The sequence below is a fragment of the Streptomyces sp. NPDC088252 genome, from assembly GCF_044740965.1.
GTDB lineage: Bacteria > Actinomycetota > Actinomycetes > Streptomycetales > Streptomycetaceae > Streptomyces.
The window spans coordinates 516,569-529,786 of record NZ_JBIURS010000001.1 but is presented as its reverse complement, the minus strand read 5'-3'; the positions used below and the strand labels follow the sequence as shown (position 1 = coordinate 529,786).

Sequence of the window (13,218 nt, the reverse complement as noted above, 5' to 3'; positions counted from 1 at the left end):
GGTTGTCTACCGCCGCACGCCTAAATAGTGACACTCATCACAAAGGCCCGGCACAACCCTTTGCGGGGTATGCCGGGCCTTTTTCGATCATGTAATGCGGGTACCGGAATCTCAGCCTCCGACGGGCTCGCCCAGGCTCTTCGCCACCCCGGCGTTCCGCGCCTCCGACTTGGCCGCGAGCGCCTTCACGGCGGCGTCGAACTGCATGAGCGACGTGGGCTCGTCCGGGCCGAGGAGGTACCGCTTGAGCTCGCGCCGGTCCTCGGCGAGGGTGTCCGCACCGGGGTCCTTCACTGCGGCGAGCAGGGCGTCCAGCTCGACCGCCGAGTTGGAGAGGATCACCGCGGCGCGCACCGCGGTGTTCTGCCGGCGGAACTCCTCCACGCCCAGCTCCGCCGAGTCCGTGACCGCGTACGGCTTGCCGCTCGCGATGAAGTCCGACACCACGCTGGAGATGTCCGAGACCATGGCGTCCGACTCGTTGAAGCAGTCGTACAGCCGCATCTGGGCGCCGGTGATGACCCGGTGCTCCCACCAGCCCTGGGCACGCCAGGACGCGGCGTTCCACTCGTCCTTGAGCCGTGCGGTCTCGGCCTCGCGCGCCGGGTCGGCCAGCGAGTCCCGGGACAGTTCCGCCTCGTCCCGGGCGATGCGACCGCCACTGGAGAGTTCGGCCAGCCGCGCCTCGATACGGGCCATCTCGGCCCGCGCCTCGGCCTGCTCGCCCCGCAGAGCGGACGATTCCGCCGCCCAGCGGGGGTCGGTGGCGCGCTCGGCGGCGGCCCGCTCGATCATCTCGGTGATGCGCAGGTGCACGGCCTTGGCCTTGGCGCTGCGGGTGCCGGTGAAGGGGTGCGGCTTGTAGAGCAGGCGGATCGGCTGCTCGGAGTCCAGCAGCCTCTTGACGATGTTCTCGCCGGCCAGCAGCAGCGAGGTGTTGCCCGGGTTGTCGTCCCAGCCCTCCCAGGTGGGGGCGTACAGCACGGTCGGAATCGGGTTCCTCGGCGCACCGGACCACGGCTGGATGGCGGCCAGCTGCGGGCGGCCCACCTCGACGATGTCCTCGTCGCGCACGCCGACGTCGGCCAGGGCGTAACGGTCGCGGCCGGCCCGGCCCGCGGTCCAGACCTCGTCGTAGGCCTTGCTGTACGGGTTGACGCTGGCGAGCTTGTCGCTGTCGCCGTGGCCGATGAAGACGTGCTTCATCGTCGGCACCCGGAGCAGATGGATGTTCTTGCCGACGTTGGCCGCGTAAAGCGCGACCCGTACCGACGAGAGGTCCAGATTCATGAGGTGCACACCACCGGGCACGCAGAGCACGGGCACCGATGTGCCGGCGAGCTGCGGGACGATGTTGCGCTCACGCAGACAGATCAGCGGCCGACCGCCGAGCCGGGCCATCGTCTCCAGCCACATGTTGACCTGGTAGGCCGAGTCCTTGGAGCCGGAGAAGTACAGCATCACGGTCGGCCGGTACTCGGCGAGCCAGTCGCCCACCGCGTTGAGGACCTTGGTCTCCGGCGGTACGAGCCGGCTCGGCCGGACGTACGGCAGGAGCGCCGCCAGATAGCCGACCGCGAGGACGAGCGTGAGGCCCAGGCCTGCATAGGCGATGACGTACTTGCCGGTCTCGACCGCGAGCAGCACCCCCACCATCGAGAAGATGTCCAGGTGCAGCATCTTCTCCGCGGGCCTGCTCATCAGGATCTGCGGCGGCGCGTCCCCTATCCGCACCGACCCGAGGTCGATGTTGCGGGTGACCACCGGAAGCTTGCGACGCAGCCGGATGAGGGTGACCATCGCGCTCTGCGGCGCCTGGAGTCCGTAGAAGGCCAGCAGGCAGGCGACCGTCACGTAGAACAGCGTCTGCTCGCCGTATCCCATGCGGGAGAGCAGCAGGATGAGCAGCAGCTGACGGACGAGGAAGCGGATCGACAGTCCGGCACGGACTGCGGCGAGCCGGTTGATCAGATAGCTGCCGCAGTGGTGCAGATATCGGTCCGCCAGATAGGTGACCGCGGTCGCCGCGGCAAAGAACCAGAGATTGGGGATTATCGCCGCGAGCATGACGCACGGGAACCCCACAGCCACCAGGAGAGCGGCGGCCAGTTCCGAACCACTGCCCACCCGAGCCAAGCGCATGGCTTTCGAAATCACGAAGTACCGCTTCCGAGGGTGCCGACTGATTACCTTGCGAGGGAAATGTGAAGCCAGAGCTTCACGAATTCGGACCCCTGCAGTTCGCACACGGCGAACTGCAGGGGTCCGAATAGTCGATTACCAAGAAGTATTACACATCGGCCTGTCGGTCCAGGACAGCGGCCAGCGCCTGCTCGAAGCCCGACGCCTCGGAGGCGCCGCGGGTCGGGTCCTGCTGCCGCACGTCGATGACATGGCCGGTCATCTCGGAGAGCAGGACGTCGAGGGAGGTCCTGGCGACCGCCTCGGAGGAGAGCAGCGTGCCCGCGGGCTCGTCGCCGAACGCCTTGGTGCGCATCGGGGTGGCGGTGCGCTCCGGATTCACGCAGTTCACCCGCACTCCGTCGCCCGCCCACTCGTCCGAGAGCGCCTGGGTGAGGTTCACCATGGCGGCCTTGGTGGACGAGTAGAGGCTGTACTCCGCGCGACCCCGGGTGTAGCTGCTGGAGGTGTAGAGGAGCAGCTGGCCCTTGGTCTCGGCGAGGTACTTGTAGGAAGCGCGGGCGATCTGCACGGGTGCCAGGTAGTTGACGTTCAGCGCTTCCTGGATGGTCGTGTTGTCCGTCTCGGCCAGTTTGCCGATGCGGAGCACGCCCGCGGTGTTGATCACGTAGTCGATGCGGCCGGTGTCCGCGTACGCCTTGGAGAGCGCGTCGTCGACGTGCTCCGGGTTCTCCACGTGGGTACCGGTGGTGGAGCGGCCCAGGGCGTAGACGGTGGCGCCGTAGGACTCGGCGAGCGCCGCGATGTCCGCGCCGATGCCGTACGAGCCGCCGAAGACGACGAGGGTCTTGCCCGTCAGCAGCTCGCGGTAGGCGGCGTCGTCCGTCGGCTGCGGGACGGCCGTCGACGCCAGCTGGAAGAGCTTGTCCGCGATGAAGACGTCGACCGGCTGAGTGACCTTCATGTTGTACTCGTCGCCCGCGACGACGTAGATCGGCACGTCGGGGAGGTACTTCAGGACGACCGAGCAGTCGTCGGTGGCCTGGAAGTTCGGGTCGCCCGCGGCGACCTCGTAGGCCCGGCGGATCGTGGACAGCTTGAAGGCCTGTGGCGTCTGGCCCCGGCGCAGCCGGGAACGGTCGGGCACGTCGGTGATGAACTCGCCGTCGCCGCCGTGGGTACGGGTCACGATGATCGTGTCCGCGGAGGGGATGGCGACGTCGACCGCCTGGTAGCGGTCGAGGGCGTCGACGCAGTCCTTGATGACCCGCTGCGAGAGCAGGGGGCGCACGGCGTCGTGGAACAGGACGTTGCGGTCCTCCCCCTCGGCCAGGCCCTCACCGAGGGCCGCGATGGCGCGCTCGGTGGTCTCGTTACGGGTGGAGCCGCCCTCGATCACCTTGGTGACCTTGGTGAGTCCGGCCTTCGCGACGATCTTCTCCACGTCGGGCACATAGCCCGGAGCCATCAGCACGATGACGTCGTCGATGGAGTCGGCCTGCTGGAAGATCGACAGCGTGTGCTCGATGACAGCCTTGCCTGCGATCTTCAGCAGCTGCTTGGGGATGGACAGTCCCACGCGCTGGCCGGTACCGCCGGCGAGCACGACTGCTGTGGTTCGGGCTTTGGCTATGTGCTGAGCAGACACAGACGACCTACCTTGCGAGGGCTGGGAGATACAGCGATGGTTGCACTCTCCGTTACCGTCTCGCAAGGTGGACGTCGGCCGCCGCATGCCCTGTCGAAACCTTGTGGTGCCTTGCGATCAGGGCGAATACCCGAATTGATCCGTCCCGACCGGGTGACCGACACCACACGGTTGAGCGGCATGAATCACCCTTGAGCGGGTTCGGATCCCCCGTTTGCGCGACGCGGAGGGCATGCCGGACCGCCGGACGGGCCGGTGGAGCAGGCCCGTCCGACAGGGTCGACCACGGCGGACAGCCCGAGAGCGACTGCCGCGACGGAACGGTCCGGTGCCGCGCCGGGAGGGGCACTAGAACGGGTTGAAGTCGTCGAACTCGCGCTGCGCCTCGTCGCGTTCGGCCTCACGGTCGCGGCGGCGCTGCGCCGCCGGGCGCGGCGCTTCGAGACGGTGGTCCTCGCCGCGTCGGCCGAGCATCTCCGCGCCCGCCGCCAAGGTGGGCTCCCAGTCGAAGACGACCGCGTTGTCCTCGGCACCGATGGCCACACCGTCGCCCGCACGGGCACCGGTCTTCACCAACTCGTCCTCGACACCGAGACGGTTGAGCCGGTCCGCCAGGTAGCCGACGGCCTCGTCGTTGTTGAAGTCGGTCTGCCTGACCCAGCGTTCGGGCTTCTCGCCGCGCACCCGGTAGAGGCCGTCCTCCTCCTTGGTGACGGTGAAGCCGGCGTCGTCGACGGCCTTGGGGCGGATCACGATACGGGTCGCCACTTCCACGGGCTTGGCCGCACGCGCCTCGGCGACGACCCCCGCGAGCGCGAAGGAGAGCTCCTTCAATCCGGTACGGGCGACCGCGGACACCTCGAAGACCTGGTAGCCGCGCGCCTCCAGGTCCGGGCGGATCATGTCGGACAGGTCCTGACCGTCCGGGATGTCGATCTTGTTGAGGACGACGATGCGGGGCCGGTCCTCCAGTCCGCCGTACTGCTTCAGCTCCTCCTCGATCATGTCGAGGTCGGAGACGGGGTCGCGGTCGGACTCCAGCGTCGCGGTGTCCAGCACGTGCACGAGCACCGAGCAGCGCTCCACGTGCCGCAGGAACTCCAGGCCGAGACCGCGGCCCTGGCTGGCGCCGGGGATCAGGCCCGGGACGTCGGCGATGGTGTAGACGGTGCTGCCCGCGGTGACCACACCGAGGTTCGGGACGAGGGTCGTGAAGGGGTAGTCGGCGATCTTCGGCCTGGCCGCGGACAGGACGGAGATCAGCGAGGACTTCCCGGCGCTCGGGTAACCCACCAGCGCGACATCGGCGACGGTCTTGAGCTCCAGGACGATGTCCCGGGCCTCACCGGGCTCGCCGAGCAGCGCGAAGCCGGGGGCCTTGCGCCGGGCGGAGGCGAGCGCGGCGTTGCCGAGGCCGCCGCGGCCGCCCTGGCCGGCGACGAACGTGGTGCCCTGACCGACCAGGTCGGCCAGCACGTTGCCGTTCCGGTCGAGCACGACCGTGCCGTCGGGCACCGGCAGGACGAGGTCCTGGCCGTCCTTGCCGGAGCGGTGGTCGCCCGCGCCGGGCTGGCCGTTGGTCGCCTTGCGGTGGGGGCTGTGGTGGTAGTCGAGGAGCGTGGTGATGTCCTGGTCTACGACCAGGGTCACATCGCCGCCGCGGCCGCCGTTGCCGCCGTCCGGACCGCCGAGCGGTTTGAACTTCTCACGGTGTACGGAGGCACAGCCGTGGCCCCCGTTACCCGCGGCGACATGCAGCTCGACGCGGTCCACGAAGGTGGTCATGGTGGGAACCTCCAGTTACATACATGCAGAAATGTCTCACTCGTGCTGTCCCCATGGCGGAGAAAGCCGTCTCTCATGGGAGAAACACGCGAAAGGCGGACCCGCTTCCCGTACGGGAAGTGAGGTCCGCCTCCGCAGAAACCGCTCGACGAGCGCCGAAAATCAGCCGGCGATCGGAACGATGTTCACGACCTTGCGGCCACGGTGCGTGCCGAACTCGACCGCACCGGCGGCGAGAGCGAACAGCGTGTCGTCGCCGCCACGGCCGACGCCCGTGCCCGGGTGGAAGTGGGTGCCGCGCTGGCGGACCAGGATCTCACCGGCGTTGACGGCCTGACCGCCGAAGCGCTTCACGCCGAGCCGCTGAGCATTGGAATCGCGCCCGTTCCGGGTGGACGATGCGCCCTTCTTGTGTGCCATGTCTCCTCAGTCCCTTACTTCGCAGCCGCGGGGATGCCGGTGACCTTGATCGCCGTGTACTGCTGACGGTGACCCTGGCGACGGCGGTAGCCGGTCTTGTTCTTGTAGCGAAGGATGTCGATCTTCGCGCCCTTGTGGTGGTCCACGACCTCGGCCTGGACCTTGATCCCGGCCAGCACCCACGGGTCGCTGGTCACGGCGTCGCCGTCGACCACGAGCAGGGTCGAGAGCTCGACCGTGTCGCCAACCTGGGCAGTGGAAATCTTGTCAACCTCAACGATGTCACCGACAGCAACCTTGTGCTGGCGGCCACCGCTGCGCACGATGGCGTACACGCGGATCTCTCTCTCGCTCGGAACGGAGCCCCTGATGCCAGCCGCTCACACGGGCCGGGGCCCGAGGTGATCCGAGTGGACGAGCGGCCTCTCACCGATGACGGGAGGGGGTTGCTCAGGGACAGGCGCATACGGAAACACGCCGATGGGCAAGATTACGGGCCGCCGACCGGAGGGTCAAACCGGGCCCCATGTCCCACCCCGCGTTCTCCGGCTCGTTCCTTCCCGGGTCCATCGGCTCGCCCCTGCCCGGCCACGAACGGCCCGCCGAAGCCGCTGACGGCCCCCTGACCGGCGTCGGCGGGGGTGGGACGCCGCAGACTCCCTGGGCGCCCGAAGGGCCGTACACCGGGCCGGTGGGCCGATCGGGCCGGGTCGGGCCGACGGGCGGTCCTGAGCAGTCACCGGGCTCACGCACGACGGCCGGTGAGCCGCCCCCTTGTCGAGGTGCGGCCCACCGGCCGTCGTGTCATGCTGTACGGCTGCGGAGAAAGTCCCTCCGCGGCCGCACCTCGCTGCCGCCTACGCCTCGGCACCGGCCGAGACGGAGGCCTGCGCCGACTTCTCCGCGGCGACCGTCTTCTTCGCCGCCGCCTTCTTGGCCGTCGTCTTCTTCGCGACGGTCTTCTTGGCAGCCGTCTTCTTGGCAACCGTCTTCTTGGTGGCTGCCTTCTTGGCGGTGGCCTTCTTGGCCGTCTTGCGGGCCGCCTTCTTGGCCGGGGCCTCCTCCTCCTTCGAGGCTTCCGGGGCTTCCGGGGCTTCGGCGGTCTCGGCCGGCTCGGCCTCGGGCTTCGGCTCGGTGGAGCCGGTCACCACGACGACCTCCGCCGCGTCCGCACCGGCGGGCGAACCCGCGGGGGCGGTGACCTTGCGGGTCACCCGGCGGCGGGCACGCGGCGGGGCGGCCTCGGGGACCACCTCCTCGGGTGCCGCCTCGGGCTGCGCGGCCTCGGCGGCAGGGGCCGCCTCGACGACCGGGGCCGCAGCCGGCACCGGCTCCCCGACCTGCTCGACCGGGGCCGGCGAGCCCGCCGGGGCGGTGGCCTTACGGGTCGCACGACGGCGCGTACGGCCCTGAGGGGCCTCGGCAGCCGCCTCGGGCTCCACCACCGGTTCCGGCTCCACGGTCTCCACCACCGGCTCCGGCTCGACGACCGGGGCGGCGGCTGTGGCCTTCGGGGCGCCGGCCGGAGCCGATGCCTTACGGGTCGCACGGCGCCTGCCACGGCCACGCGAAGCGGCTGCCTCGGCCTCGGCCGGGCTGCTGTACAGCTCCTCGTCCGGGACGAACTCCGGCTCGGGCAGCGCCACCGGGGCGGCCACCTCCGCGGCCACCTCGGCCTCGGTCTCGCTCTCCGCGATGTGCGCGTGGTCCAGCTCGACGATCTGCTCGTGCTCGTGGTCGACGCCGCCCCGGCCGCGCTTCTTGGAACGCTTGCCGTTGCCGCCGCCACCGACCGAGGTCGGCTGCTCCATGTGCACGATCACGCCGCGCCCGTTGCAGTGGACACAGGTCTCGGAGAAGGACTCCAGCAGACCCTGGCCCACCCGCTTGCGGGTCATCTGGACCAGGCCCAGCGAGGTGACCTCGGCGACCTGGTGCTTCGTACGGTCGCGTCCCAGGCACTCCAGCAGACGGCGCAGCACCAGGTCCCGGTTGGACTCCAGCACCATGTCGATGAAGTCGACGACGACGATCCCGCCGAGGTCGCGCAGCCGCAGCTGGCGCACGATCTCCTCGGCCGCCTCCAGGTTGTTCTTGGTGACGGTCTCTTCGAGGTTGCCGCCCTGACCGGTGAACTTGCCGGTGTTGACGTCGACGACGACCATCGCCTCGGTCTTGTCGATCACCAGCGAACCGCCGCTCGGCAGATAGACCTTCCGGTCCAGCGCCTTCATCAGCTGTTCGTCGATCCGGTACGTCGCGAAGATGTCGACCTCGGAGGTCCATCGCGACAGACGGTCCGTCAGGTCGGGCGCCACGTGCGAGACGTAGCCGTGGATGGTCTCCCACGCGCCGTCGCCACTGACGATGACCTTGGAGAAGTCCTCGTTGAAGATGTCGCGGACGACCCGGACGGTCATGTCCGGCTCGCCGTAGAGCAGCGTCGGCGCGTTGGAGCTGCCGGTGCTCTTGGACTTCTTCTGGATGTCCTCCCACTGCTGCTGCAGCCGCTCGACGTCGCGGCGCAGCTCGTCCTCGCTCGCGCCCTCCGCCGCGGTGCGGACGATGACGCCCGCGTCCTCGGGAACGATCTTCTTGAGGATGGTCTTCAGCCGGGCCCGCTCGGTGTCGGGGAGCTTACGGCTGATACCGGTCATCGAGCCCTCGGGCACATAGACCAGGTAGCGGCCGGGCAGCGAGACCTGGCTGGTCAGGCGGGCGCCCTTGTGGCCGATCGGGTCCTTGGTCACCTGGACGAGGACGGACTGGCCGGACTTGAGCGCGGTCTCGATACGACGCGGCCCGTGGGCCATGCCGAGCGCCTCGAAGTTCACCTCGCCGGCGTACAGGACCGCGTTGCGGCCCTTGCCGATGTCGACGAAGGCGGCCTCCATGGACGGCAGTACGTTCTGCACCTTGCCCAGGTAGACGTTGCCGACGTAGCTGGTGGCCTGCTCCTTGTTGACGTAGTGCTCGACGAGCACGTTGTCCTCGAGGACACCGATCTGGGTGCGCTCGCCGTTCTGGCGGACGACCATGACCCGCTCGACGGCCTCGCGGCGCGCCAGGAACTCGGCCTCGGTGATGATCGGGACTCGGCGGCGACCCTGCTCACGGCCCTCGCGGCGGCGCTGCTTCTTCGCCTCCATACGGGTCGAGCCCTTGATCGACTGGACCTCGTCGAAGCCGGTGCCGGCCTCCCGCTCCTCCTTCCGGCGGGGCTCGCGGACCTTGACGACCGTACGCTCCGGGTCGTCCGCACCGCTCTCGGCGTCGGCCGCGACATCACCGCTGCGACGGCGACGGCGACGACGACGTCGGCTGCTGCTGGATCCCGCGGCGGACGCCTCGTGCTCCTCGTCCTCCTCCTCGGGCTCCTCGGCGCGCTCCAGGTCGTCCTCGGAAAGGTCGGCGGCGGCCTCGTCGTCACCGTGCTGCTCGGCGCCCTCGTCGCCCTCGCTGGTCTCGCCACGACGGCGGCGACGGCCACCCCGACGGCGACGGCGCGAGGGCCGGTCCCCGTACTCGTCCGTCTCCTCGCCCTCGTGCTCGGCCTCGCTCTCGGGCTCGTGCTCGTCCTCGACGTGCTCCTCCACCGCGGGAGCGGCGGCCTGCTCGGGCTCGGCGGCCTCACCGCGGCGACGGCGACGGCGACGCGAACCCGCCTGCGTCGCGGCCTCGGCGGCAGGGGCCTCGGTCGTGGCGGTCGGCTCCTCGACCGTCTCGGGCTCTTCCTCGATCTCCTCGCGACGCGAGGCGGCAGCGGCGGCGGCTGCGGTCTCCGGGGTCTGGAACATCGGCTCGGCGAAGACCGGCGCCTGGAACACGGCCACGGCGGGGCGCATCGCGCGACGGCTCTTGCGTACGGGCTCCTCGACCTTGCCGGTGAACTCGGGCCGGCCGGCGGCTGCGGTGGCCCGGCGGCGCTGGCGACCACGCGGCGCGGTGTCCTCGGCCTCGGTGGGCTCGACGGTCTCGGCCGACTCGACGGCCTCGGCGGTTTCGGCAACCGGTTCCTCGGCCTCGACAACCGTCTCGGCGGCCTTCGGCGCACCCGCCGGAGCGGTCGCCTTGCGGACCGCACGACGACGCGTACGCGCGGGCGGCGCCTCCACGACCTCGGCCTCCACCTCGACCTCGGCCACGGGCTCCACGATCTCCACGGCCTCGGCGGCCTTCGGCGCACCCGCCGGAGCGGTCGCCTTGCGCCGGGCGCGACCGCGCGGCGCGGCGGGCTCGGGCTCGGGCTCGACCACGGTCGGCTCGGGCTCGACCACGGCCGTGGCTTCCTCGACGATCTCGACGGGCTCGGCGGCCTTCGGCGCACCGGCCGGAGCGGTCGCCTTGCGGACCGCACGACGACGCGTACGCGCGGGCGGCGTCTCGACGACTTCGGCCTCGACCTCGGCCACGGGCTCGACGATCTCGACGGGCTCGGCGGCCTTCGGCGCACCGGCCGGAGCGGTCGCCTTGCGGACCGCACGACGACGCGTACGCGCGGGCGGCGCCTCCACGACCTCGGCCTCCGCCTCGGCGGCGGCTACGGCCTCGGCGGCGGGCTCCACGACCTCCACGGCCTCGGCGGCCTTCGGCGCACCCGCCGGAGCGGTCGCCTTGCGGACCGCACGGCGACGCGTACGCGCGGGCGGCGCGGCCTCCGCCTCCGGGGCACTGCCGGCTTCGGCAACGGGGCTGTCGGACACTGCGGCGTCAACGGCCGGTATGGCCGGCGCGACGGCACCCTGGACCTCCGCCACCGGCGGACCGGCCGGGCGGGACGCGGCGCGACGCCTGCGGCGCGGCGGCAGCTTGTCGCCGGGTGCGTTGTTCTCTTCACCGTTCCCGGTCGTGCCGGGTTCGTTGGACTGGGGCATGCGGGCGGTTCTCCCGTCAGGCTCCCGGGCGCCGCGTCTGATTCCGGTCCGGCACGGTCCGCGTGATGTACGCGGGACCGCCGTCCGGGGCGCGGGCGCCGCACGGGAACTCAATGTCTGGCTCGCCGGTTCCGTACGCTCCGTGCGTACGGCCTGGCGAAAGTCTTATGGGTCATCGCGCGGCCCGGCCCAGGTGGCTCCCGAGTCGGAGGGCTGCGCTGCAACGACCGCCTTACGCGGAACCTGCACCTTCCGGCGCCGTCGCGACGGCGGTCCCGACGGCCGTGGGTGGAGCGGCCGGGGCTGCCTCGCGGTCGGGCGCGAGCGGGTCGGTCACCGTGCCGGACTCCTCGTCGAAGAGCCCCTGCGCCAGCCTGGTCACCGCTGCGGGGACCGGCGGCGCCAGGTCGGCCACAACGCGGAGACCGGACAGGACGTCGTCAGGTCGCACGGCAGGTGTCACGTGCCGAACAACCAGCCGCAGTATCGCACAGGGCTCGTCCTCGGGCCTATCAGCCTGCGGATCAAGGGCCTGCAGGTCCACCACGGCGGCACGGGCGTCGAAGGTCCGCATGCCGTTCTTCGCACGGCGCTGGACCTCGACGGTCTCGGCCCCGTTGAAGGCGGCCACGGCCTTGACGGCCTCCTCGGCGGTGACTCCGTCGAGACACAGCTCCCAGACGGAGGCGGTCAGCCGCTCGGCGAGGCCCGAGGTGCGGGCCTCGACGGCGTCGGTGATGTCGAGACCGTCCGGCAGCGAGTCGTTGAGCAGCTCGCGCAGGACGCCCGGATCCCGGGCCTCGGTGAGGGCGATCTCCAGGAACTCGGCCTCACTGCCCGTGCCGGTGGGGGCGGCATTGGCGTACGACACCTTCGGGTGCGGGGTGAAGCCGGCCGAGTAGGCCATCGGCACCTCGGAGCGGCGCAGTGCCCGCTCGAAGGCACGCTGGAAGTCACGGTGGCTGGTGAACCGGAGGCGGCCGCGCTTGGTGTAGCGCAGTCGGATGCGCTGCACCGCCGGTGCGGGCGGCGGGCCTTCGGGCTGTCGCTTGCCCAGTGGTTCTTCTCCTCGGTGCGGGGCGGACGCGGTGGCACGCCGCCCTCGAAATGCGGGTGGCCCGGGGTGTCCGGTCCGGCTCACCCCCGCTCGGCGTTCTTCTCTCCGAGCGAGGAGATCTCTGGTTCGGGCGCCGCACAGGGCACAGTCGTCGGTTGTTGCGTAACACCCAGAGTACGCGCAAGGGGGCTTCCCGGTTCCCGGGGCTCGGGCGCCCCCGGCCCGCCGACCAGTGTCCGCCGGACGTCACGGCGCGCCTGGGCCACCGTCTCGCGTGCCGAGCGCAGCGCCGCCCGGACCGCGCGTCCCGTCCCGACCGCGGCCCGCCCGGCGGGAGCCCATACGGCGTCACGCACGAAATGCCCCACCGGCGTGCACACCGTGCGCCAGACCCAGGTCACCGGCGCCCCGACGAGGTGCCACGCCAGCCAGGCGACGGCTCTGCCGACGGCCCGCGAGATGAATCCCGCGATGCGCCGGGCGACACCGAACGCGGCGGCGACCTCCCGGCCGACCAGGGCGAGGACCCGCCGGTACAACCATCCGAGCGGTGCGACGATCAGCGTCAGAACCAGCCACACCACCGCCGCCCACAGTCCGCTCCCCAGGGCCGCGATTGCGCGCGCCGTCCCTTCGAGCAGCCGGCTGATCCCGTGGCCGAGCGGGGTGAGCAGGTGCCGGTACGTCCAGACCGACGGCCGTACGAGCAGGTGTTCCACCAGCCGTGAGGCGGCGAGCGCAAGGGGCGTCAGGACGTACCGCCACAGACCGACGGCCGGCCACGGACCAGCACGGCGGTGAGCACCCGGCCGACCGCGACGCCGATCCCCCGCCCGGCCGGGACGAGCAACTCCCGGTACACCCGGCGCAGCCCGTGACCGATCGGGGTGAGCACCGCCCCGTACGGCCACGCCACCGGCACCACGAGCCCGTGGCGCACCGCCGATACCAGCACATGCCGCCAGAGCGCGACCCACGGCCGCACGAGGACCGGCCGCGGCCAGCCACAGCAGGGCACGGCCCAGCGGGGTGAGCACCGCCCCGTACAGCCACGCCGCGGGGATCAGCACCGCGGTCCGGAACAGCCGGGACACGGCCCGGCCCAGGGGACGCAGCAGAACGCGGTCGGCGGCGCGGGCGCCCGCCACCAGGGCGTCCCGGACCAACCACACGGGCAGGACGATCACCAGCACCACGATCCGTACCGGGATCCTGATCAGGGTGGTCGGACAGCCCTCTCCGGCTTCGTACCGCGCGGGGGCCTGATGCTTGCCGTACTCCATGCCGTGCAC

8 protein-coding genes are annotated in these 13,218 nt (G+C 71.0%); all 8 read right to left on the bottom strand.

Going from position 1 to position 13,218, the window contains the following annotated elements; translation table 11 throughout:
- Positions 1-111: 111 nt before the first annotated feature.
- The 8 genes from ACIOHC_RS02280 to ACIOHC_RS02245 all read right to left on the bottom strand — a co-directional run bounded on the left by ACIOHC_RS02280 (position 112) and on the right by ACIOHC_RS02245 (position 13,209).
- Positions 112-2,142, bottom strand: a complete 2,031-nt coding sequence (locus tag ACIOHC_RS02280) for a hypothetical protein (protein ID WP_351086816.1) — start codon at positions 2,140-2,142, stop codon at positions 112-114.
- A 148-nt stretch (positions 2,143-2,290) separates the two neighbouring features.
- Entirely contained in the window at positions 2,291-3,790 is a 1,500-nt protein-coding gene (locus ACIOHC_RS02275; protein WP_351086810.1) for a bifunctional cytidylyltransferase/SDR family oxidoreductase, read from the bottom strand.
- A 348-nt stretch (positions 3,791-4,138) separates the two neighbouring features.
- Positions 4,139-5,575, bottom strand: coding sequence for a GTPase ObgE (gene obgE, locus ACIOHC_RS02270; RefSeq protein ID WP_389635629.1), 1,437 nt, complete (start codon positions 5,573-5,575; stop codon positions 4,139-4,141).
- A 162-nt stretch (positions 5,576-5,737) separates the two neighbouring features.
- On the bottom strand, positions 5,738-5,995 hold the full coding sequence (gene rpmA, locus ACIOHC_RS02265; RefSeq protein WP_018103204.1) for a 50S ribosomal protein L27: 258 nt from the start codon (positions 5,993-5,995) through the stop codon (positions 5,738-5,740).
- Positions 5,996-6,009: 14 nt separating this feature from the next.
- Positions 6,010-6,330, bottom strand: a complete 321-nt coding sequence (rplU, locus tag ACIOHC_RS02260) for a 50S ribosomal protein L21 (protein WP_030921216.1) — start codon at positions 6,328-6,330, stop codon at positions 6,010-6,012.
- A gap of 522 nt (positions 6,331-6,852) precedes the next feature.
- Positions 6,853-10,869 (bottom strand): Rne/Rng family ribonuclease, encoded by a 4,017-nt coding sequence (locus ACIOHC_RS02255; protein ID WP_401841008.1) that lies wholly within the window; start codon positions 10,867-10,869, stop codon positions 6,853-6,855.
- 232 nt (positions 10,870-11,101) lie between these two features.
- Complete coding sequence (locus tag ACIOHC_RS02250; RefSeq protein ID WP_401841005.1) at positions 11,102-11,884, bottom strand: TIGR03936 family radical SAM-associated protein; 783 nt, start codon at positions 11,882-11,884, stop codon at positions 11,102-11,104.
- Positions 11,885-12,006: 122 nt separating this feature from the next.
- Positions 12,007-13,209, bottom strand: coding sequence for a hypothetical protein (locus ACIOHC_RS02245; protein WP_365689517.1), 1,203 nt, complete (start codon positions 13,207-13,209; stop codon positions 12,007-12,009).
- Between the last annotated feature and the right edge of the window lie 9 nt (positions 13,210-13,218).

Excerpts from the sequence above, each read along its gene's own strand:
- rpmA (WP_018103204.1), bottom strand. The coding sequence starts at position 5,995 with ATGGCACACAAGAAGGGCGCATCGTCCACCCGGAACGGGCGCGATTCC.
- ACIOHC_RS02280 (WP_351086816.1), bottom strand. The coding sequence starts at position 2,142 with ATGCGCTTGGCTCGGGTGGGCAGTGGTTCGGAACTGGCCGCCGCTCTC.
- ACIOHC_RS02255 (WP_401841008.1), bottom strand. The coding sequence starts at position 10,869 with ATGCCCCAGTCCAACGAACCCGGCACGACCGGGAACGGTGAAGAGAAC.
- ACIOHC_RS02245 (WP_365689517.1), bottom strand. The coding sequence starts at position 13,209 with ATGGAGTACGGCAAGCATCAGGCCCCCGCGCGGTACGAAGCCGGAGAG.
- obgE (WP_389635629.1), bottom strand. The coding sequence starts at position 5,575 with ATGACCACCTTCGTGGACCGCGTCGAGCTGCATGTCGCCGCGGGTAAC.